Origin of the sequence: Mycoplasma sp. E35C (genome assembly GCF_019873825.1) — a bacterium.
Taxonomy (GTDB): Bacteria; Bacillota_I; Bacilli_A; order Mycoplasmatales; family Mycoplasmoidaceae; genus Mycoplasmoides.
On the sequence record NZ_CP068418.1, the window covers coordinates 686,100 to 709,897 of the forward strand.

Genomic DNA, 23,798 nt, shown 5'->3' on the forward strand with positions numbered 1-23,798 from the left:
AAAATATTTTATTTTATATAGCAAGAATTTTTATTTAACAACAAATAAAAAACACCTATTTCATAAGATGATGAAATAGGTGTTTGAACTATAATCTTTAATTTAATAATGGTATTGGTCAATTAATTTTGTTTAACGATAAAGAAAAAAATAAAAAAAATAACAAACTAATTAATTAACCAAAATTAATTATTGATTGATTAAAGAGAGCTGAATGTGTCTTCGAAAATAATACGACCAGATAGTGAGTTGTATACTGGACAAGTTTTGTGAGCGTATTTAACGATTTCTTTGAATTCTTCTAGTGACTTGTTAGATTTAACTTTTCAGTGAATTTGGATCTTTCTAGCACCATAGTATTCATCAGCTGGTTCAGAATCTCTTCATGCTTTAACTTCCATTTCTAATTCTTGAAGTTCTAAACCATACATTTTAGGTCCGAAATAGTTAATGATACTCATTTCACAACCACATAAGCTGTTTAGAGTAGCTGCTAAAGGACTCATTCCTTTAACAGTTGAAGCATCAAGAACAAATGAGTGTTGTCCGCTTGAAGCTGTAATTGTTTTGTCAGCATTTAATTTTGCTTTAATTTCGTAATTTTTAATTGCCATAACAATTTAAATATAGCACTAATAATTAAAAAAGTGCTGATAATACATAACAGCACTTTATTATTAATAATTAATTATTAATAAACCTTTTATTAATTAAGCTAAAAGGTCTAATTTTCTTAATGTTCTGATCGTTCTAGCTGAAACTTTAACAGTTCGCGCACCACGATCAGTTTTTACTTTAACTTTTTGTAAGTTTAAGTTTCAACGACGCTTGGTAATGTTTAGGGCGTGAGAACGATTATTTCCCGCTAAAGGACCAAGCCCGGTTAGATCATCTCTACGAGCCATACTTATTTTTTAATACTTATCTATTTTAACATAATAACTAATGTTTTATTTAGATAATTTAAAATATAGCCATGCTTAAAATTTTACCAATCAACAAAATTAACTATTGAACTTATAGAAAGATTATTAATTTAATCTTAGTAAAATTTGAAATCAATAAAAATATTATCCCTTTTCTTTTAAAAAGAAAAGTTGAAAAAATGTTTGCAAACTGAGCTTTAATGAAAGCTACTAGTGTTGTTATTGATATTGATGAAAATAACATTATTAAGAGTTGTTTGATTTATTCAGATAACAAAGAGCAAATTAATAAGAAGTATATGCAAAACTATATGGATTTAATGAATGCTTTTGATTTCTTTAATGATGATGAAAAAGCGATTCCATATGTTGCAATCAGTAATCGCTATAAAGCATTATTATCTAAATATGAATCTTTAATGTTAAATCAAGAAGTATTAAATGACATTAAAGATATGAACCAAATTTTATTGTTAATAGATAACTCTAATGATTTCTTACAAAAAGCTATTGAACAATTAAACATTAAAGATAAACCTTTATTTGGTTTTAGTGCTAGCCACCTTAATTACAAAGATTATGATGCTAATAAAATGTATCAGATCATCAAAACACCGTTAATGGTAAACAACACACCAATTAAAGATAGTCAATCTAATGATATTGAAATCTTGTTGTATTCAACAAAACAAGCTGTTGATGAAAGTGCTGAATAATTAGTTAAATTAATTGATATGAAAAAAAGCTTTTAGGGTTGTCTAAAAGCTTTTTTATTTTGTTTTTAATTATTTAGTTTCAATTTACTACAAAACCTGGTGGCACTCTTTTTCTTCAATCTTCGTTTGTTGTTCTTGTTGGTGCGCTATTTTCAGGTGTTGATGATGTAGTATTTGTTTCATCTACTCTAGTGTTTTCAATTTCAGTCGGATCTTTGATTGTTGGTGTTGGTTTTTCTTCTTGGTTATCTTCTTGTCCAACTTCAGCACTTCCAGCAGCTCCTAAACCCAGATTGATCCCTTTTAGTTCATATTTAAGTAATAAACCATCAATTTGAGCAAGGTGTTCAAATCTTGCAAAACCTTGACTAACTTGATTTACATCACCCGGGTGAGCTAAGATAATATGTTTAATTGTTTCGTATTCAGCAATGTTTGGATTAATGTTATTTTGGAAACGATAAAGATTTCAATCAATAATTGGTCTTCCGTCTTCTCCCGTTCCACTAGTTGGAGTAAAGTCGTAATTCAATAAGATAAAGTGGTGTTTATCAACTAATAAATAATAAGTTAAAAATGCATCACTCACTTCAACAGGAATTCTGGCATCTTCTAAGAATTTTTTATTAAAATGAACATCACTTTTTAATTCAGTTTGTTTGTTGTCATTAAATCTTTGCTTTTTATCTTTATAACTTTGAGATAAAGCAAATCGAGAACTTAAATTTGGACTATGAAAAATCTCATCTTCAACTTTTGAATATCCCCAAGTTAAAGCACTAATGTTTGATAAGAAGTAATATCACTTCTCACGCATCATATTTTTAATTTTAGTTCTATTACGTCCGAAGTCTTTTAATAATCCTTTAAATTCATTTAATCATTCATTGGTTGGTTGTTGTCTGACTTTTCAGTCACTAATAAAAACACTGTCTTTGGTAGCAAAAATTTTAGGCAGTATTAGATCAATTGGATTTTGATTAACTTCAGTTTGTGAATTTAAAGTTATAGCTTTATTCTCTCTTGGAATATGACGATCCACACCACAAGAAGATATAGCTAAACTACTTAATGAAAGTAAGCTAAAAAGACTAAATGATCTTTTGATTATTTTTTTCTTCATATTCTTTAATCTTATTGATATATAAAGTTTCCATATCTTGATTATTAGTGCTACCTGAGTAAATTAATTTACTCTTTTCAATAATTGTAACTGAATCAGCATACTTAGTAACCTCAGATAAATTATGTGTGCTGATAAAAATGGTTTTACCTTTTTTTACTAAGTTAGATAAGGTTTCTAACAATTCTTTTCTGGCTAATGGGTCTAGGTTAGTTGTTGGTTCGTCCATGATGATGATTTCTGAATCATCGATCAAACATTGAGCTAACATAACCTTCTTTTTTTGACCACTTGATAGGTTATTAGGATTCTTTTTTAATAAATCTTTAATGTTTAATTCTTCAACAATTTTATCACGTTTAGCAATGGTTTGTTTTTTGCTAAATCCTGATAATAATCCAAAAGCATATAAAAACTTTTCTACATTAAAATTTACGGGAAAATTAGATGTTTCTGGAATATAACCAATTAATTTTTTAGCTTGAATTGAACTATTTTTATGCCCACCAATTAAGATCTCACCATCAAAGAATAAACTGGCATTAATAATAGCTTTAATTGTTGTTGTTTTACCTGAACCGTTTGATCCAATAAAACAATGAAACTGACCTTTATAAACATTAAACGAAATGTTATTAACAGCCAAAAAGCCATCATTATATCTTCTTGAAAAATTCTTTATTTCAATAATCGGATTATTCATATTATTTAAATTCTCTTCTTGTGTAAATGAAATAAACACTAATTAATAAAACCGTGTCAATGACCAATCAGAATAATACTAAACCATAAGTTGGAGCAGCATCATAAACACGTTTAACTGAATAAAAATTCTTAATGTTGGTAAATAAATTCTTATCAATTGCTGTGTCTAATTCTAATCTTGATACTTCTTGAACTGCACCATTATCTGTTGGTGAACTAGGACCAGGTTCTGGGTTATTAATTCTTCTTAATACTGGACGATAATCTGAATAACCACCAATGTGATAAATTTCATTATTCATCAACTTAACATCGATTTGTTTGTTATTTAATTTAGGTAAGGCATCTTTAAATAAAGTTGAATTTGGATTACCTAAAAAGAATAGCTGATACAAGAATAATGTGTATAAATAAATTTGTTTTTCTTGGTCGTTAAGTTTGTTGAATTTAACATTCAAACCAAACTTATAAACATTTAAAAATTCTTGTAAATTTTCATGAATAAATTCGATAAATTCTTCATAAGTATTGTTTTGATGATCTTTGATGATGCTAGCAAAAAATTGTTTTGCTTCTTGATTTCTTAGACTTTCTTCAACAATATCTCATTTAATTCTGCCAGCATAAGTATCTACTACTGAAAAACCAAAACTGTCTTGCGGAATTATTTTTTCGGTATTAGCTTTATCTCAGGCATAAATAATTTCATTATTGCTTGTTAAAGGTAAGTTAGGGAATAAATAACTCATTTCAGGCTGGTTTGTTGTGTTGTTAGCTGAGTTAGTTGGATTTGGAGTTGTCAGACTTGGATTTGTAACTGTTGAAGTTGAATCAGGATTTGAATTAGTTACATCAGGATTTGGCGATGTGTTGTTAGCTGTAGTTGAATTAATTAAATCAGATGGTGTTTCAACCAATGTATTTAATCCTTGATTTTCAAACAATCTATAACTATATCTTAAATCGTCATTATTTGAATAATTTAGCGTATTTTTTAACAAACTAGAACTATAAATTGATCTTGTATTTAAGAAATCTGCACCATTTTCACTAAAGCCTAAACCAAATTGTAACGGCACATTTAATCAAGTCATAAATCTAAAGATAATTGAGTTGTCTTTAGCTTTTTGATAATTGGTTTTATTAATAAAATCTTTTTCTGTATCACTAAATTCTTTCTTATTGTTTTTAGGAATAAAAAGAATTTCATCATTGTTATTAATAGTTGATGTATTATAGAAAGAAACTAGATTCTGACTATTATACATATTAGTAGAAAACGAATTGATTGCTGTATCACTAAAATAACCACTCATATTACCAATTAAGAATAATGGTAAGAATAAGCTTGGCATTAAGAAATAAGCAATACGACGGTTTAATTTAATTGAAATTAATGCAGTAATTAATCCAAATGTTAAGAAGCAAAAAAAGCTAACAAAAAATGAACTAGCAATTAAAGAATAATAAAAATATGACGGTAAAAGTGATGTTTTTGATGATCCTGCTAATCCAGAATTGAAAGCAATAAAACTTACTATTGCACTTAATAATGCAATGATAAATAAGTAACCAATTTTAGATAAAATATTAGCTTTACGAGAAACTGGTTTTGATGAAATTAATAGTTCTGCACCTTCTGATTCCATCGATTTAAAAATTACAATTGCACTATTCGTACTATAAAAAACATTAAACAATAAAGTTGCTAAAACAGGTGCAATCAATACTGTTTTAAATAATGCTGCATCATCAACAACACGAAGCACCAATCCAGCCACCAAAATAATGATGAAACCAAGGATTGGAATTATATACATTGATTTTTTGGATCAAATAAATAAGTTTAAAAAACGATAAACAATTTTATATTGGTTGGTCATAAATTAATTAATGTAATTGATTAAATAAGGAACAGCATTACCATATTCAGCTTCATAATATGATGTTTTATTTAGATATTTATTAGTAATTGCTTCAGTGTCAAAATCTGGCTTATATACACTTTTAGCGTATTCATCAATATTAAAGTCAGCTATTTTTTTAGTTTGGATCTTTTCCAAACTAAATATACGATTATTTAATTCAACTGTTGTTTCATCAGAATGTGTTACTGAGATTTCAACAACTGTGTCATTATCCATCTTTAGATAAAATATTGATTTGTAATATGGATAATTCTCATAACGATAAACGCCGTTTTCATCTTTTGTAGCTTTTGGTAGTTTTGATAATTCACCACGATCTTCACTTTTATAACTTGGTAATATAGAAAGAGCGAAATCTTTAATTTTATTAGTTTCAGCTTGTAATGTTCAGCTTAAATTAGCTGAGTGTCTTAGTTGAAATTGTGATGCTCCGTTATTAATCCCACTAGTACTTGATGTACCTAGAAAACTGAATTTTTGATAGTTATATAAAAAGAATAACCAATTGTCTGATAATAAGCTATTAAATTTTGTTCTATTTGCCGTTAATTCTGCTGGTTTTTTAGTGAAATAACCAGGTCAGTTTTCAGATATGCTGATCGTGTAATATGATAATGTTTCTTTGAAGTCATTATAAATTTGATCATGCTTATCTACTAGTTGTTCTTTAACATAGTTATCAATTAAAGTTTTATTTTTATTAAATGCTTCTTCTAATAAACTTTGAATTGCTTTTTGTTTAAGGAATTCGTCTTTATTTAAGATAACAACCTTTTGTTCTTTTTCTAAATTTTGTTTTTTGATTTCTGCATAATCTTCTTTATTTAAATGAACGCATGAACTAGAAATCAACCCAACAAAAGCAAAAGAACTAAATAATTTAATTAACCGCCCTAAGCGCATAGCTAATAGTTACTCCGTACTTTTTATTTCATTCATCAATCTTTTCAGGTGTTGCATTAAACATATAATCATGAAACTCTTTTAAATCCACATCGACATTGTTTTTATCTTTATCCTTAATCAAATAAGCCATAGGAATTATGAAAACATCCTTATCAACATCTTTAAACATAATGATTGAATTATCAGCGAATTTAAAGAAATGATAAATACCAATCTTTTCATAAGCTTTTAGTTGGTTTGTTTTTGGTTGATATATTATGTCATAACCTTGCTTTTTGTAGGTATCTAGAAAATTCATTTCATTTCATTCAAAACCAGGAACTTTAGCATTAAACTTATCTGAGTTATGTAAAAAACCAATAAAAGATAAGCGGTTATAATTAATTAAATAAGTTAAAAAGTTCTTTCTAAGAAATCTTAATACTTGAATTTGAGCAATTCTTAAATCAGGACTAGTTGATTTAATTGTATCGACTTTTTCGATCTCTTTTTGGTACATCTTTTGGATAATGACATAACCATTGTATTGGTTAGAATATATCTTTAAGGATTTGATAAATTCATCATTAACACTTGATTGAGCAGAAACATAATCATCAACTGTTTTTTGATCTGAAAAAACATTTAATAAGAATTTATTAAGAATTGGATCGATCTTAGTTTGTTTATCTTGGTGACTAATTGTCGGGTTGTTATGAAGATCTCGCATTGGTGGAACTAAATACGAACATGAACTTAGAGGGATCGTTAAAACAAATGCTGATAATAACAGTTTCTTATTCATAAAATTTATAAAATAATACTAACATATTTATAATTTTTTTAAATAAAAATTTAAGGTTATTTGTAATCTTTATAAATGAGTAAGGAGATAAATATAAATTAATAAGGGGTTAAAGGTGCTTAAAATCAATAAAAAAATCAACCTGATGGTTGATTTTTAAATGCTTTTTGCTGTTTTTTTATCTTCTTGGTCCCATTGGAGGTTGACCCATGACTCTTTGGTTAGCACCTGGACCCATTGGGCGAGGTTGTTGAGCAACTGTTACTACTCTTACAACTTGTTGAACAGGTTGTTGATTTGGTCTTACACCATTTACTGGTTGAACTACTCTAACACCAGGAGTATTTGGATTAATGCGAGCATTAGGTTGGTTAATTGGCATTGGGCCTCTAACATTCGGATTAACAGGTTGAACTCTGCCTGGTTGAGCTGGCATTACGGTTACGCCTGGACGTTGTTGAACAACAACTTGAACTGGTTGAGCAGGTTGAACTTGAATAGCTTGTGGTCTAATTACTTGGTTTTGAACCACAGTTCTAACACCAGCAGGGGTAGTGATCACTCTTTGTACTGGTTGTGCTGGTTGTACAACACGATTAATAACTTGTACTTGTTGAGGGTTAATCGCAGGTTGAGGTTTTAAAACAACAACTTGCATTGGTGAAGGGTTAGCTACAACTTGTTGAACTGGTTGAACAGCTTGAACTTGTTGAACAACTGGTTGGATTCTTGGTTCTTCAACAACTTGATTAATTCCAGGTCTAGGAGCAATACCAGGTAGTGGAGCTACTTCTTCAACTTGCATTGTTGGAGCATCACCAAATTGACTAGCCACTGCTCTTGTTGATAATTCTTCAGTTGGAATATTACCAGTTGGCACTAATTGAGTTTCAGCAGATGTTAATGCTCTTGTTGTTAATTGTTCAGGAGCTTCAACTTCGGTAGTTGTTTCTTCTGTTAAATTTTCTCTTGATGCTTCTCTGCGGAACTCAGCACGTTCTCTAGCATATTCGTATTGTGAAGTCGCTTGGGTAACATTTAATCTATATCTAGCGTATAAGAAACCGCCAGCAATCAGACAAATTAAACCAATTGACAAACCTAGGATCATTCCAACGAATTGAAGTCATCCATAAGCGTTAAATTGAGCTACATTATCACTACCAAAAACTAATGAAATTGGAGGACCAGATACTGGTGGAGTATTAGCATTATTAGCTCCTTCTTCAGCTGGTAATTCAACTGGAATTACCATGAAAGCCGTCATAATAATACCAATAATTAATGCAATTGCACCAATCACCAACAGTATTATTGAGGTGTTTTTTTGTTTTTTAAATTCTTGATCCATGTTATTACAGCAAATATTTCTGTATTTTCTTCAATTTTAAATGATTAAAAAAAATTATTGCTGTTTTTCTTTAAAAATTAAAGAATATTAATTTTATATAGATAAATTAATATTATTTTTTAGTTTTAGCTTCAATCACTTTTTCAGTAACTGATTTTGGAGCTTCAGCGTAGTGAGAGAACTGCATAATGTAGTTTCCACGACCTTGAGTGAATGATCTTAGATCAGTTGCATAACCAAACATTTCACTTAAAGGAACTTTAGCTTTAATTACTTGAATGTTATCACGTGATTCAGTTCCTTCGATCATACCACGACGTGAAGAAATATCACCCATAGTATCACCAAAGTATTGTTCAGGAACTGTTACTTCAATTGCCATGATTGGTTCTAATAAAGCAGGGTTACAACGTTTACCAGCTTCTTTAAGCGCCATTGATGCAGCAATCTTATAAGCCATTTCGTTTGAGTCGACATCATGGTATGAACCATCAAATAGACTAGCTTTAATGTCGATCATTGGATAACCAGCTAATGGACCGTTGTTCATAGCAGCTTCTAAACCAGCTTTAACTGATTTAATGTATTCTTTTGGAATCTTACCACCAACAATCTTGTCTTCAAACTCAAAACCTTTATCATGGTTAGGTTCAAAAGTAATTACAACGTGACCGTATTGACCACGACCACCAGATTGTTTAATGTATTTACCTTCAACATCAGCTTTTGATTTTAATGTTTCACGGTAACTTACTTGTGGAGCACCAACGTTTACATCAACTTTGAATTCTCTTCTTAAACGGTCTACTAAGATGTCTAAGTGTAATTCACCCATCCCAGCAATAATTGTTTGACCGGTTTCTTCATCAGTGAATGTTCTGAATGTTGGGTCTTCTTCTGCTAACTTAGATAATGATAATCCCATTTTTTCTTGGTCAGCTTTTGTTTTAGGTTCAACAGCTAATGAGATTACAGGTTCAGCAAATGACATTGATTCTAATGTCACTTCTTGGTTTTCAGAAGCAATAGTATCACCAGTTGTTGTATCTTTTAATCCAACGATCGCACAGATATCACCAGCTCTGATTTCTTCAATTTCATTACGTTGTTGAGCGTGCATTTTCACAATTCTTGATACACGTTCTTTTTTGTCTTTAGTTGTATTAACAACATAAGAACCAGAAGATAGAACACCTGAATAAACACGAACGAAAGTTAATCTACCTACAAACGGGTCAGTTGCAACTTTGAATGCTAAACCAACAAACGGAGCATCATCGCTTGTTTGAATTTGGATTTCATCATCACCCTTATAACCCTTAGCAGGAGGAACATCGATTGGTGAAGGTAAGTAATCAACTACTGCATCTAATAAAGGTTTAACCCCTTTGTTTTTAAATGCTGTTCCACATAATACTGGGAATAATGAAGATGAAATTACACCTTTACGGATACAAGATTTGATTTCAGCTTTAGAAATTTCTTGACCTTCTAAGTATTTTTCCATTACAGCTTCATCAAATGTTACGATTTCATCTAACATGTGAGCGTGAGCTGCTTTAGCTGCATCTAACATATCAGCTGGAATGTCTTCGATTTTGAAGTTTTCGTTTTCTCCACCATCAAAGAAGTAAGCTTTCATTTCAACTAAGTCAATAAGACCATTGAAATCACTTTCAGCACCGATTGGTAATTGAATTGGAACAGCTTTAACCCCTAATCTTGAGTGAATTGAAGCAACTGATTTTTCAAAGTTAGCACCAGTTTTGTCCATCTTATTAACGAACACAATTCTAGGTACTTCATATCTACTTGCTTGACGTCAAACTGTTTCAGTTTGAGGTTCAACCCCCATTTGGGCATCTAATACTGCAACAGCACCATCTAATACTCTTAATGAACGTTCAACTTCTACTGTGAAGTCAACGTGTCCTGGGGTATCAATTAGGTTTAATTGGCAATCTTTTCAAGTAACTGAAGTTGCAGCAGAAGTAATGGTAATTCCACGTTCTTTTTCTTGTGCCATTCAGTCCATAACCGAAGCACCATCGTGGGTTTCACCAATCTTGTGAGTTTTTCCTGAGTGGAATAAAATTCTTTCAGAAGTTGTCGTCTTACCAGCGTCAATGTGCGCCATAATCCCGAAGTTTCTGAATTTTTCTAAAGGATATTGTCTAGCCATATTCTCTTTGTTATTGAATTAAATCAAAAATTACATTCTCATGTGAGCAAACGCTTTGTTAGCTTCTGCCATTTTGTGAGTATCTTCACGTTTTTTAACTGACGCACCAACGTTGTTTGAAGCATCAATAATTTCGTTAGCAATTTTTTCTAACATTGTTTTTTCATGACGTTTTCTTGAGAAAGTAACTAATCATCTTAATGCTAATGTTACTTTTCTTTCAGGACTTACATCAGTTGGAACTTGGTAGTTAGCACCAGCAATACGTCTAACTTTAAGTTCAAGTCTTGGCATAATGTTTTCAACAGCTTTGTTGAAAACTTCTAATGGATCTTTTTGAGTCTTTTCAGCAATTACATCAAATGAACCGTATAAGATTTTTTGTGCAATCCCTTTTTTACCATCTAGCATGATGGTGTTGATAGCTCTTGTAACCAGTACTGAGTTATAAACTGGGTCTGGTAGTACTTTTCTTTTTTCTGCTTGATTTTTACGCATAACTTAGTCCTATTTTTTCTTATCTGCCTTTGGACGTTTTGCACCATATGCAGAACGTTGTTGTCTTCTTTTATCTACACCAGTTGTATCTAGTGTTCCACGAACGATATGATATCTTACCCCTGGTAAGTCTTTTACACGACCACCTCTGATTAATACTACAGAGTGTTCTTGTAAGTTATGACCTTCACCTGGAATATAAGCTAACACTTCCATACCATTAGTTAATTTAACCTTAGCATACTTACGTAACGCTGAGTTAGGTTTTTTAGGAGTCATTGTCCCCACACGAGTACATACACCTCTTTTGAATGGAGATGATTTGTCAGTGATTTTCTTTTCTAATGTGTTTAAGTTAACTTGTAGTGCAGGAGACTTAGATTTTTTAACTTTACTTTTACGAGGTTTTCTAATTAATTGTGCAATTGTTGCCATACTTATCTTTTATCTCCCTAACTATTTAACTAAACGTTTGTAGTACTCAACAACGTAAGTTTCATTAATTTCAGCAGGTAATTCGTTACGTTCTGGGTATCTTACGTAAGTTCCTGAGAAAGTTTTCTTATTAACTTCTACAAAAGCAGCTGTTGCTTTTGATTCACTAGCTTGTTTTACTAATGGTAAATTTTGTGCTCTTGTTTTTAGTTCGATTACTGAACCTAATGGAATTAAAGCACTTGCAATATCAACAGTTTTACCATTAACTAACACATGGCCGTGGTTTACTAATTGTCTAGCCCCTCTTCTTGTTGGAGCAAAACCCATTCTGAACACTAAGTTATCTAAACGAGATTCTAATGTTCTGAATAAGTTCATAGTTAAAATCCCGCTCATTTTCTTAGCAACAGCGAATAGTCTTCTGAACTGACGGTCATTTAAACCATACATGAATTGCATTTTTTGCTTTTCTTGTAATTGTTCACCGTAGTTTGATAATTTAGGACGAATTAATGATCCGTGTTGTCCTGGGATCTTAACACCCTTTTTTGATTTATTATTCGTAAATTCTTTACCAGATTCAAGAATTGAAAAATTCAATCTTCTGGCTTTACGATAAATGCTGCCTGTATAACGTGACATTTATAAATAATCCTTGTTTATGTGAATTGTTACACGCAAACAAACAAGATATATAAAACTAATTCTTAAATAATAAAGAGATGTTAAACGTGTTCGGTATAATCAGCCTACCTAGTTACGACCGCAATGAAATTAACCATCACGCATCCCTTGTTTTAGTCTAATATTAGTTTGCTGAACGTGCTCCTATATTATATATTAAAAAGTTAATTTTTTAGGGTTTATTTCTTATTGTGTTCAATCAGAAATTATCAGTTCAATTGTTTTTAGACAATCAAGCAAATAAGATAGTTATTGTTTTTAATTAATAAGATGCTTTAAGCATATATTTATTAATAAATGCTTATATTGAGCTAATGTTTATTTATTCTTATTAATCATTGTTGATAATTCTGTTTAATTTATTGTCAGTTTTTAATACAACCCAAAAGTAGTTAGTTTACATAATGTTCAAAACATTATAGCTCTAACAAACTATATTTAGTTGTCATATCTTTATGATTGATTATTTTTAAGCTAAACACCATACTTATTATCATTACTTAAAAGTTTTGATAATAACTTTTTATGACATTAAAAACTTACTGATTTTTAATCAAAATCATATCAATATTTAACATTGTCAAATTGTTACAAAATTATCAGTATTCTCGTAGTTTTTAATTAATTAGATAAGTTTAAACTAATCAAATAGCATGGTTTAATTTAAACCATTATAACTATTTAATAGTTTAGCTTTGTCAAGCTTATATTAATTATGATTACGAACGAGCCAATATATTGATTGTTAATTATTGTGATTAATTAACAACATTTTATAAGTTATGCTTCGTGCTAATAATTACTAAATTCATTTAAGAATTTAGCTTAATTAAGTTAATAGCAAATGTTCATAATTAACTTTTTAAGTTTTTATGACCTTAAAAAGTTAAATAAGTCTTTAACTTATGTTTATATTATTAGCAAAGTTTAACCATCAACATGTTTTAGATCTATTTAAAGTAACTTTGAATTAATCAAAGTTCATTAAATTAGTTTTACTCATGTTTAAAGTTAGAGTTGCCACTAACTTATGAAGTTGGCTAAACAATTGGTTTGGACACAAAATTATTTTATGGTTTTTGTTTGCTTTCACTTAAAGTTTTATATCACTTTAAGATAAGATTTTATTGTTATATTCTTAGTTTTAAAATTTCTAAATTTACGCTAAATTTATCGTTTTTTTAACCATTAAAGTTAATAGTTAAATTAACTAAATTTATCATTTTTTATGATTGAAAATAGTTACTTCTTTTTAACGCTCATAGTAATTAAACTAAGAACTTTCTTTTCATTCCTTAATAGTCAGATTAAGCTTTATTTTTAAATAAGAGCTTAACTAACCATAGCAATTAACAAAAGTTAATGCTAGCTAATTTAATCAAAGATTGATTAAATTTATTCGATTAGAGTGTTTGAGTAAGAAACAAATTTATCGTTTCCAGTATCTTTACCTAATACAGCTAAAACTGCTTGGCTATCAGATGTAACTGATCTTACCATGTGGTTTAAGTAGAAACCTGAATCCTTAGCACCAGATACTCCACCAGCTCACATATTTTTTGTTTGAGAGATTAATGTTTTAAGTTGAGTTTTAACTGTTTCAAGAGCTTTTTTGCTTTCTTCAGATGCATCTTGTTTAGCAGATAAAGCATTAACTTTATCATCATTTAAATCATTTAATGAGTTAGTGTTTAAGAAAATACCAACAGCACCTCTTCATGTGCTACCAGTTAATTTGTAGAAATCAATAAAGTCGTTGATGTTAGCATAACCATCTTTTCCAACTTTAGATTCAGCATTTTTAAATGCAGTTTCTAAATCAGTTAGTGATTTGTAAATTCCATCTTTTGTTAATGCATTTTGAGCTTTAGCATCACCATAGAAAGCAGCATTAACTTTGTTTAATAAAGTATCACCTGTTACAGCTTCCATAGCTAATTCAAAGCTTGATTTCTTGTTACCATCTTTTTTGAAGATTTCGTTAGAACTTCATTGATCAGATAATTTTTTAAAATTAGCAATTGCAGTTTTAGCAACACTAAGTCTAGATACGATGTCTGAGTTAGAACTAATGTTTTCAAATACTTTATCTTGAACTGCTTCTGATTTGTTTTCAGGTGTAGTTAAAGCAACAGCATTGATTGCACCATCAATTGTTCTTTGTTCACGGTCTAAGATTAAAGCCATGATTCCACCGAATAATCTGAATGCGTCTTCTTCTTTAACGTTGTTAGTAAATTGGTTACCTAAACCACCATTAACTGCTTCAAAGAATCTAGCTAAGTCATTGTATGAATTTTTTGTTGGTTTAGCAAATTCATATACTGATTTAGAGTTTGCTTTAAATAGATTCATTAAGTCGGTAATGTTTGCTGATTTAACTAACTCGCTTAATGGTTTAGTTGTGTCAAAAGTTACTTTAGTTTCTAATAATTTAGCTAATGTATTGAATTCTTCAAATAAAGCTTTTCATTTAGTTTCAAAACTTGCTTTTGCTGTTTTTAATTCTTCTAAACTAGCAGTTCCTTTGATTAATTTTTCTTGATTATCACCACCAAAAGCAACTAATTCTTTTAATTTAGTTGAAAAGTTTTTGGCAAATTCTAATAGTCCAAGTCTAGTTTTTTCTCTTATGTTATCACGTCCATCTTTTTTATCATTTTCTTTTTCAAATTTATCAGCAATTGACAGAACGTGTTTTCAGAAACCTTTATTTTCTTGTTCTTTTGGCGGGGTTTCTTTATTGTCTTTTTGTTCTTCTGTTTGTGGTTTAGTTGTTTGTTCTTCCCCTTCTTTCTTACTACCATTTTCTTGTTGAGTAGCAGCAGGAGCAGCATCATCTAATAAAGTAACACTAGAACTTTGAGTAGTTTTATCTTTTGAACCAGATTCACCTTCTTTACCAGCTGTTTCTTTACCAGCCGCTTCATCTTTAGATTTAACTTCTGGTTTTTTAGATTTATCAGTTTCTTCTTTTTTAGGAGCTTGATCCACTGTTAATTGTAAAGATTGACTAATTACATTATTAACTTGTTGGATTGTATTAATGTTTCCAAAAGCAGCAGCTCTAAATTCAGCATCCGCACTAAATTCGTAAGGTTTTGATGATTTAGCAGGCATTTGACTACATGAGCTTAAAATCATACCACCTACAACAGGTAATACTCCACCTAAACTAAATAAAATTCTTTTAGTTCTTTTCATAGTTTATAAAATTTCTTTTTCGATTATTTTTGTATTGTCGTTATTAATTGAATAACACTATAGTTAGGAGACTATTTTGTTAATAATTAATAAAGTAGATTTTTGTTATTTGTTATTTAAAAACTCTTTTGTTTAACTGCTCAAATTAGGATAATGAACAAAAAAACAAAAGGGTTTCAATTATTATATTCATAAAATTACGAAAATTTCAACAAATAAACTCATAGGTTTATATTTCTATAGAAATAAAACCTAGTTAAGTATAAGATTTTAGTTATCTAACTTCACTAGGTTTTATTAATGCTTATTTATTAAGGGTTTTAGTTAATTATGATTAGAAAATTTCTGGGAATAAGTAAGAACCTTTACCTTGTAATTTGTCATACTCAATGTGTTTTAAATACTCTTTTAAAGCATGACGATATGAATTAGTTTGGTTTGGGTATTTATTCTTATTTGTGCCATCAATCAAGTTGTAAGGTTCAACGTGGATTGTGAATTTTTTAGTTTGGTTGTTTTCTTTAATTTGGATGTCAAAATTTAATTCTTTATCCTGAGCTAAATAATCAAACAATCCTGTTTGTTGTTGGTTTGTGAATGAATTGTATTTATCAGAAGTATATCCACCTCAATAAATTCCGATTGGTAAACCATATTTAGAATAAACCACACTACCACTAGAACCTTTTTGTAATGATGAACGTTCGATCTCTTGAACAACACCATATTGGTGGTAAAACCTTCTGTGGAATAATTGGTATAAGCCATTATAGTTTTGCATTTGTAAAACTCTGGCATTTGGAATATTGTTTTGTAATGGTCTTGTGGTATCTAGACTTAAATTGTTTTGAACCCATCTAAATCTGGTGGTTTCTTTAACAATTTTATTAGTATCGTTTCTAACACCTGGATAACCAGCAATAAAGCCACGGTCTAAGGTTTTGATATTAAACTTATCAGCTTGATTTCTTCTAGCAGAAGGATAATCAATATCTACAAAAGGTAGGTTGTGGTTTGAAACGTTTGGTTGGATTGGGTTTTTGGCAATTTCTGATGATGCTTTAAGTTCATCAATTGCATCTAGAATGTATTTAGAAATCATTCTAGCACCAATTTCTTCTCTTGAATTACCTCTAATTTTTGAGGTGTCAGTATCAACTAAGAAGCTGATAACTGCAAAGTCTTTATAAATACCAATCCCTTTATTCTTAAAGTTATTAGCATCAACACTGCGATCAACAATGCCCTGGTTACGATCAGATAGTTCTAATAATTCGTCTTTTTTCAACTTACCATCAATGTAATTTTGATAGAAATTAGTTTCTCAATAATCTTTAAACTCACTTGCAGTTTTTTTATCATTAACAAAATCAGTAGCTGCAAAAATTGTTTGCGGTCTACCTAATCTTGAAGTGCGGAAGATATTATTTAAGAAATAATGGCTTTCATTGTTTGGAATAGAATCATAGAAATAACCATGATCTGGTTCTAAATAAGTAACGTATTGAGCTTCTTTATTTGCAGCCGTATTATTTTTTGCATTAAACGTTACATCTGGTGATTTACCAATTGAAAAACCAATTGTTTGTGGATAGTTATCACCCTTAATTGGAGTGATGTAATCACGATCTGATTTAAATGCTTGAGCAACATGAAGGTTAGTTGCTAAAAACACACGGTATATTCCTGGTTTTTTTGGATAAGTTAAATAATCTAATAATCAACCTGTCCCATTGTTTACTTCGTATTGATTAACTCGGGCTTTAGTATTTTTATCTTGATATGAATAACGTGAATAGAATTCTAATGCAAAACTGCGCTTTCATATCTTTTTATAAATATCTTGATCACTATAAACCTTAGCTGTTGTTGGTGGATTTTTAACTTCTGATTTTGGGGGTTGATTATCCATTATTTCAACATCATTACCCTTATCACTTTGAGTTTCTTCTGGCTTTTTAATATCTTCTTCTTTTCTTGTTGGGGTGTTTGTTAATTCTTCTTTCTTAAATCCCTCAAGTTCGATATTAAAATCCTTAGTTAAGGTTGAACCTTCATTGGTAATATAAAATTCCAGAGTGAATGATAATTCACCCCTTGTATCATCTTGAATTAGATTTCTAATCCGATGGTTGATTTGATTATCACTACCAATTGAATGTATATAGTCTTTATTAATTGAAACCTTAAAGTATTTTTCATAATTTAATGATGATACATTAGTAGCTAATACATCAGATAAATCCTGGTTAGCTTGGATTGATAAATCATCCTTTGATAGCTTATGAAATAACTCTAAAGCAGTCATTTTGTTGATTTTTAAAAATTCCAAATTAACGCAAGACGAGCTTACGATTGCAGTTACAGTTAATCCACAAAACAACTTAAAAATACTTCTTAGTTTTTTCAATGTTAATAAAGAATACTTGTTCTTATTATTTTATTATTAAATAAATAAAAAAACAGAGTAAATAGCACTTATTGACAAAAAAAGAACACTTAGTTTTTACACTAAATGTTCTTTTTTACTTTTAATTATTTTTTAAAGTGCTAATGTGTAGTTTGAATGTCTATTTGCTTTCAGGAGCTTCACCGCCACCGTATTTCTTAGACATATCATCACGTCATTTCTTGAAGCCGTCGATTTGGTTTTTCAGTTCATCTCATTTTTCAGCTTTAAGAGCACTGTTAATACCTTCAACGATCTTAGTAAGACTTGTTTTTTCTTCAGGTGGTAAAGCTTCAGCTTCTTTAGAACCAAGGATTTCGTTAATTGTATTAACAATACCTTCACCTTCATAACGCATTTCAATTCGTTGTTTAACGATAGCATCACGTTCTTTGTTCGCTTCAGCGTCACGGATCATTCTTTGGATTTCGTTTTCATCCAATTCTGAAGAGTTAGAAATAGTAATACTATTTTCTTTACCAGTTGTTAAGTCCTTAGCTTTAACGTTTAAGATACCGTTAGCGTCAATGTTGAATGTAATTTCAATTTGTGGCTTACCTTTAGGAGCTGGTTGAATTCCCCCTAGTGAGAAAGTACCTAATGATTTGTTTTCTCTTGCCATTGGACGTTCACCTTGGTAGATTGAAACGTCTACTGATTCTTGGTTATCTTGTGCAGTTGAGAAAATTTGAGATTTAGAAACTGGAATTGTTGTGTTTCTTTTAATAATTGGAGTCGCAACACCACCTAGAGTTTCGATTGCTAATGTTAAAGGAGTAACGTCTAATAATAAGATGTCTTTAACGTCCCCTCTTAACACCCCACCTTGTACAGCAGCACCTAGAGCAACTACTTCGTCTGGGTTAATTGTACGGTTAGGAGATTTACCAGGAATCATTGATTCAACTAGTTTTTGAACAGCTGGCATTCTTGTAGAACCACCAACTAATAGAATTTCATCGATTTGGCTTGGTTCAACTTTTGCTTCTTTTAATACGTCAGCAATTGGGTTTCTTGTTCTTTCAAGTAAATCTTTTGTAAATTCTTCGAATTTAGATCTTGATAAAGTTAATTCAGCGTTTACTGGACCTTCTGGAGTAACTGCGATGAATGGTAATGAGATTAATGCTTCTAATTGAGCTGATAATTCAATCTTAGCTCTTTCAGCAGCTTCTTTTAATCTTTGCATAGCCATCTTATCAGACTTAAGGTCTAATGATGGGTGATCTTTTTTGATTTCTTCAATAATTCAGTCAATGATCTTGTTATCTCAGTCATCACCACCAAGTCTGTTGTCCCCAGCAGTAGCCATAACTTCGAATGTACCATCAGCGATATCTAGTAATGAAACGTCGAATGTACCACCCCCAAGGTCATACACAAGAACCTTCATTTCACGGTTACCTTTATCAATACCGTAAGCTAAAGCAGCAGCTGTAGGTTCGTTAATAATTCTTTCTACGTTTAAACCAGCAATTTTACCAGCTGTTTTTGTAGCTTGACGTTCTGCGTCGTTGAAGTAAGCAGGAACTGTAATTACAGCTCTTGTAATTTTTTGACCAGTTTTCTTTTCAGCGAAATCTTTAAGGTAACTTAAAATACTAGCAGAAACTTCTTCAGGAGTTAATTCTTTTTCAACACCTTTGTCGTTAATTTTTACTTTTTTGCTAGTTCCCATTAAACGTTTAATAGAAACGATTGTGTTTGGGTTAGTTAACATTTGACGCTTAGCAGCATCACCTACAATAATTTCACCGTTTTTGTATGAAACTACTGATGGAGTTGTTCTTTTACCTTCTGGGTTTTCAATAACTGTTTTTTGTGTTCCTTCCATTACAGATACACATGAGTTAGTTGTCCCAAGGTCAATCCCAATAATTAATCCGTTATCAGACATTTTATTATTAATCCTTTCGATTAGTATGCGATTCCAATTTGGTTTTTGATTGTATGTATAAGATTATAATAAAAAATTAGCACTTTATCAATATGATTGCTAATTTATTTTATTTTTTCACTTGTTTTTTAATAAAAAATTGTTTCAATTATATAATAATTGACATTAAGAAATGGCTAATACAAAAATTGATCGTTCTAAGTTAAATATTAAAAGAATTAGCATCACAATTGTGGGTGTTGTTGTGTTGTTGATCGCCGTATTGACTGTCATTTTCTTGAAAAACACCAACTTTGCTAAGATTTTCAAAATTCTTGAAAGTCCAACTAATAAAATTCAATTATTGTTCGTCGCATTAATCTTTACTTGCATGGTTTATGGGTTCTTGTGACAATTCTTAACATTATTTATTATTGCTAGAAACTACAAAATCAAAGCTAAATGGTATGAATGAATTATTTATGCCTTAGTTAGCACATTAATAAATAACGTCACTCCCTTTGCGACAGGTGCTGAACCATATAAGGTTTATTGACTTGTTAAAAATAAAGTTAAATTAAGTGACGCCATTACTATTGTTGGTGCTACTGCTATTTATTGGTCAATTGTTCAGATCACAGTAACCTGACCTAGCTTTATTTATATATCTACTAAGTACGATTTATTATCACAATCAGAAAACGGATTAATTGCTTATTGATTTACTTTCTGTGGAATGATTGTTGATTTTGGTATCTTTTCATTTTTTGCAACAGCTGTATTTAGTGAAAAGTTTCACTTATTAGTTTTTAAAGTTGTTAATAAATTAAGAAAATTATTAAAACTAAAACCCTTGCAAGAAACTGATCGTTTAGATTATGTAAATCAAAAACAGATGTTTATTAAAGAATTTAAACGAGTTGGTATTGTTATCTTTATGTTTTTATTTACAGCTAGTTTAGTGTTGTTTCAATATTCTTCAATTTACATGTCATTAAAGATTTTGAACTCTGAATTAGCTAATGCTTATCATTTTGTTGAAGTATTTAACTTTACTAATATTTCAGTTACAGCAAATAACTTTATTCCAATCCCAGGAGCTGAGGGGACAATCCAATTTACATTAGAACTTTATTTCAAATCATTAATTGATAAAAACTCATTAACACCAGAACTAGTTAAATACTTTAATAGTAAAACGATGCAAAACGATATTAATGACACAATCTTTTTATGAAGATTTATCTTGTTCTACTTACCAACAATGATTGGAATAATTCCTGGAATTGCTGAAATCGTTCAATACATTAAATCAATAAGAACTCCAACAATTCCTCCAACAAACTCAGTAGAAAATAATTCATTAAATACTGCAGTTAATAATCAATAAAAATTTACTTAGAAAATGATTTCTTTGCGAAGTCATTTTTTTATTTTATTTGTTTAAAAAAAATCAAAAATTAACGGTAAAAATGATATTTTTTAAATATTGGTTTTTTTATTTTAGTTATGAAAATTATTGTGTAATTTAATGTTCTAAACTAATAGATAAATTTAATTTTTTAACTGATAAAAAAGTAAAAATATTAATTACTTAAATCAGTTAAAAAGATCTGAAAATTTTAAACTTTTAAGAGAACAAAATTTAAGTAAAGATTAGTAAATATTATTTATTAATTCTATGAAGAAACTGTTTGGTTAGCTTCTTGAACTTCTTGTAATGCTAATTCGAATTCTTTGCTTAATTTATTGCGTTTTAACATCTCAACATAAGCTAATAATTCTGATTTAAAACTAGTTTTTTTAACTTCTGCTTTGATTCTTAATTTAGCAATTTCTGATTTTTCAATTGATCCGTATTTTTTAATCATTTTTTTATCTTCAATAACAATTGGAAGAAACATGATTAATAAATAAAGCACCAACACAATCACTAACATAATGCGTGATATATAAACTTTTTCAGTTTCTTTACTATAAGGAATTTTGTATAGCAATATCAGATCGCCAATTGGTTGTAAGAATGTTAAAGCTACTGCGACAATCATCACAACAACAGCACAAATTGCGCTTGGAATAAAATACTTAAATTTATCTACTTTTACCGTGTTTTTCTTACGATTTATTAATCCACCAATGATTGCTATTACGATATAACTAAAAGCAATTACCGATGTCCAATTTCCCATTAAATCTGAGAAACTATAAATCTTACCAACACCTGTTCCATATTTTGAATCTAAATAGTTACTATCAATATAACCTAGCCCACCTATCAATGAAGCAATGATGATAACTGGAATTGCAATTACTAAATTATATTTAAGTCCAACGATTGCTTTATCTTCACGAATTTGGTTAATAAACTTCATACTAAAAGGTAATTCGTTTAATTTAACTAAATCTTCCATGAAACGATTAGCCCATAAACTTAAACCATTAACAATTCCTAAAACTCCAATTCCAATCGCAATCTGGAATGCAGCATAAACTGGGATTAAATTGTGATCTTTTAAGAATTTTTCTAAACCTGATGGTGAACCATCTGTTGAACCTAATGACATTGCTACAGCCATAATTAAATAAACAACTGTAACAAATGACAATCCAACTAAAATTGCTAATGGAGTTTTTTTAGGTTGCTTCATTTCAGATTGAATGCCAGCTGCGTAATAAAAACCGTCATAAGCAAAATAAATAGCTCCAATTGAAATGAACATTCCAAAACCAGGTGATAGGTTGGTAAAACTGAATTTTTTAGCAATATCAATATCTTCTGGAAGTTTAAACTCAAAATTATTAATATTTGGATTTGTTGGTTTTGATCCGTTGTTATAAAAAACAACAAAACCAATAATGATTGCAAATACTAAAGGAATAAATTTAACAAAAGAAATAATTAAATTTTGAATGTTGCCAATTCTTACACTCACACCAGCAATCACAATGAAATAAACTGAAATAACCAATGATAAAACCATCATGATCATTCAATCAACTTGCGTGCCTAAACCGTTATATCCTTCATAAAAAGAACTCACACCATCTTGGATTGATAAGATTGAATATAATGGCATGAAGAAGTAAGTTAATGGCACATAAATATATGCCATGAAATTCTTACAGGATTTATAAACATATCGACCATTGAATGTTTGACATCATCCAATAATTGATAAATTATCATTTCGACCACTTGAGATTTCAATTAAAGCTAACGCCATTGCGATCACAGAAAAAGCAGCAAAAATTCAACAAAATATCGCAAAAATCATTGAATTTTGTGAATTTTCTAAAACTGATTGTGCTCTGAAAAAGATCCCTGCTCCAATCGATGAACCGATTGCAATGGTTACTCCTGAAAAGAAGCTAATTTTTTTAGATTTAGTGGCATTTGCTAATGAATTATTTTGCTGATTACTGATTGAATTTGACATAATTTATTTTGCAAAAAAACAGTTGAATTATTAATTAAAAAATAATCTAAACTTTAATAAAAATAAGTAAAAAATAAGTTAAAACTTCTCAATAAAATTTAATTGTTTTATTCGTTGAAGATTAGTTTTATATAAATAAAACTAATAATTCATTGCATTAAATTTTATTAATGATGAATTTATTACTTACTAATCCTTGAATTTATTTGTTCAGATAAGCTAATTGCGTAATCGCCGCAAACCAATGAAAGGTTGTTGCCAGATCACATAATCCCTTTAATCTTGAATTCTTTTTTAATTTGATCTGGATTGATTTTATTTTTATCAACCACACTTATCTTAATCATATTAAGTGTAGCTTCAGAACTTTGTAGGTTGTCTCATGAACCTAAGGCGCGAACAAAATTATCAAGATTAAAAGGAAGCTTATTTGATATCTTTAATTCTTGATTAACTTGACTTGACATCCGCTTGGCTTTTTTATTAGCCACTATTCTAATAATTCCGAGCGTAATAATATTTAAAAAAACTCAAGTTGCTTTGTTCATTAACTGTTTTAAATCGATCTTAAGCTAATATTTTTTAATAAAA

19 protein-coding genes are annotated in these 23,798 nt (G+C 29.8%); 2 read left to right on the plus strand and 17 right to left on the minus strand.

What is annotated here, in order from left to right:
- Positions 1-200 precede the first annotated feature (200 nt).
- Together JJE79_RS02845 and rpmB are read right to left on the minus strand one after the other, a co-directional pair.
- On the minus strand, positions 201-614 hold the full coding sequence (locus JJE79_RS02845) for an OsmC family protein (protein WP_222926118.1): 414 nt from the start codon (positions 612-614) through the stop codon (positions 201-203).
- A 96-nt stretch (positions 615-710) separates the two neighbouring features.
- The gene (rpmB, locus tag JJE79_RS02850; protein ID WP_222926119.1) at positions 711-905 is read right to left on the minus strand and encodes a 50S ribosomal protein L28; all 195 of its coding nucleotides are present in this window, start codon (positions 903-905) and stop codon (positions 711-713) included.
- Between the two features lie 71 nt (positions 906-976).
- On the opposite strand from rpmB, the gene JJE79_RS02855 reads away from it, so the two are divergent.
- Complete coding sequence (locus JJE79_RS02855) at positions 977-1,642, plus strand: hypothetical protein (RefSeq protein ID WP_222926120.1); 666 nt, start codon at positions 977-979, stop codon at positions 1,640-1,642.
- A 73-nt stretch (positions 1,643-1,715) separates the two neighbouring features.
- Here the strand turns inward: JJE79_RS02855 and JJE79_RS02860 are convergent, their stop codons facing one another.
- The 13 genes from JJE79_RS02860 to dnaK all read right to left on the minus strand — a co-directional run bounded on the left by JJE79_RS02860 (position 1,716) and on the right by dnaK (position 19,791).
- Positions 1,716-2,765, minus strand: coding sequence for a hypothetical protein (locus tag JJE79_RS02860; protein WP_222926121.1), 1,050 nt, complete (start codon positions 2,763-2,765; stop codon positions 1,716-1,718).
- Positions 2,734-3,468 carry an ABC transporter ATP-binding protein gene (locus JJE79_RS02865; protein WP_222926122.1) on the minus strand — a complete coding sequence of 245 codons (735 nt, stop codon included), beginning with the start codon at positions 3,466-3,468 and terminating at the stop codon, positions 2,734-2,736. Before JJE79_RS02865 ends, JJE79_RS02860 begins: the two co-directional genes overlap by 32 nt.
- Before the next feature lies 1 nt (position 3,469).
- A complete protein-coding gene (locus JJE79_RS02870) occupies positions 3,470-5,290 on the minus strand; it encodes an ABC transporter permease (protein WP_222926123.1) in 1,821 nt (606 codons plus the stop codon).
- Positions 5,291-5,356: 66 nt separating this feature from the next.
- Positions 5,357-6,301 (minus strand): aromatic motif membrane protein, encoded by a 945-nt coding sequence (locus JJE79_RS02875; protein WP_222926124.1) that lies wholly within the window; start codon positions 6,299-6,301, stop codon positions 5,357-5,359.
- The gene (locus JJE79_RS02880) at positions 6,279-7,088 is read right to left on the minus strand and encodes a hypothetical protein (protein ID WP_222926125.1); all 810 of its coding nucleotides are present in this window, start codon (positions 7,086-7,088) and stop codon (positions 6,279-6,281) included. The genes JJE79_RS02875 and JJE79_RS02880 overlap by 23 nt, the downstream gene beginning before the upstream one ends.
- Before the next feature lie 178 nt (positions 7,089-7,266).
- Positions 7,267-8,439: a hypothetical protein gene (locus JJE79_RS02885; RefSeq protein WP_222926126.1), complete on the minus strand. Its 1,173-nt coding sequence runs from the start codon at positions 8,437-8,439 to the stop codon at positions 7,267-7,269.
- Between the two features lie 112 nt (positions 8,440-8,551).
- Entirely contained in the window at positions 8,552-10,621 is a 2,070-nt protein-coding gene (gene fusA, locus JJE79_RS02890) for an elongation factor G (RefSeq protein ID WP_222926127.1), read from the minus strand.
- 30 nt (positions 10,622-10,651) lie between these two features.
- On the minus strand, positions 10,652-11,119 hold the full coding sequence (rpsG, locus tag JJE79_RS02895; RefSeq protein WP_222926128.1) for a 30S ribosomal protein S7: 468 nt from the start codon (positions 11,117-11,119) through the stop codon (positions 10,652-10,654).
- Positions 11,120-11,128: 9 nt separating this feature from the next.
- Positions 11,129-11,554, minus strand: a complete 426-nt coding sequence (gene rpsL / locus JJE79_RS02900) for a 30S ribosomal protein S12 (RefSeq protein ID WP_222926129.1) — start codon at positions 11,552-11,554, stop codon at positions 11,129-11,131.
- Positions 11,555-11,575: 21 nt separating this feature from the next.
- Positions 11,576-12,199 carry a 30S ribosomal protein S4 gene (gene rpsD, locus JJE79_RS02905; protein ID WP_222926130.1) on the minus strand — a complete coding sequence of 208 codons (624 nt, stop codon included), beginning with the start codon at positions 12,197-12,199 and terminating at the stop codon, positions 11,576-11,578.
- A gap of 1,437 nt (positions 12,200-13,636) precedes the next feature.
- Entirely contained in the window at positions 13,637-15,445 is a 1,809-nt protein-coding gene (locus JJE79_RS02910) for a hypothetical protein (protein ID WP_222926131.1), read from the minus strand.
- A 334-nt stretch (positions 15,446-15,779) separates the two neighbouring features.
- On the minus strand, positions 15,780-17,855 hold the full coding sequence (locus tag JJE79_RS02915) for an MIP family Ig-specific serine endopeptidase (protein ID WP_222926132.1): 2,076 nt from the start codon (positions 17,853-17,855) through the stop codon (positions 15,780-15,782).
- A gap of 160 nt (positions 17,856-18,015) precedes the next feature.
- Entirely contained in the window at positions 18,016-19,791 is a 1,776-nt protein-coding gene (gene dnaK / locus JJE79_RS02920; RefSeq protein WP_222926133.1) for a molecular chaperone DnaK, read from the minus strand.
- Between the two features lie 172 nt (positions 19,792-19,963).
- Between dnaK and JJE79_RS02925 the strand changes: the two genes are divergently transcribed.
- On the plus strand, positions 19,964-21,160 hold the full coding sequence (locus JJE79_RS02925) for a lysylphosphatidylglycerol synthase transmembrane domain-containing protein (protein WP_255565825.1): 1,197 nt from the start codon (positions 19,964-19,966) through the stop codon (positions 21,158-21,160).
- A 289-nt stretch (positions 21,161-21,449) separates the two neighbouring features.
- Here the strand turns inward: JJE79_RS02925 and JJE79_RS02930 are convergent, their stop codons facing one another.
- Together JJE79_RS02930 and JJE79_RS02935 are read right to left on the minus strand one after the other, a co-directional pair.
- Positions 21,450-23,207 carry an APC family permease gene (locus tag JJE79_RS02930; RefSeq protein ID WP_222926134.1) on the minus strand — a complete coding sequence of 586 codons (1,758 nt, stop codon included), beginning with the start codon at positions 23,205-23,207 and terminating at the stop codon, positions 21,450-21,452.
- Between the two features lie 182 nt (positions 23,208-23,389).
- On the minus strand, positions 23,390-23,755 hold the full coding sequence (locus JJE79_RS02935) for a PTS sugar transporter subunit IIA (protein WP_255565826.1): 366 nt from the start codon (positions 23,753-23,755) through the stop codon (positions 23,390-23,392).
- Positions 23,756-23,798 lie beyond the last annotated feature (43 nt).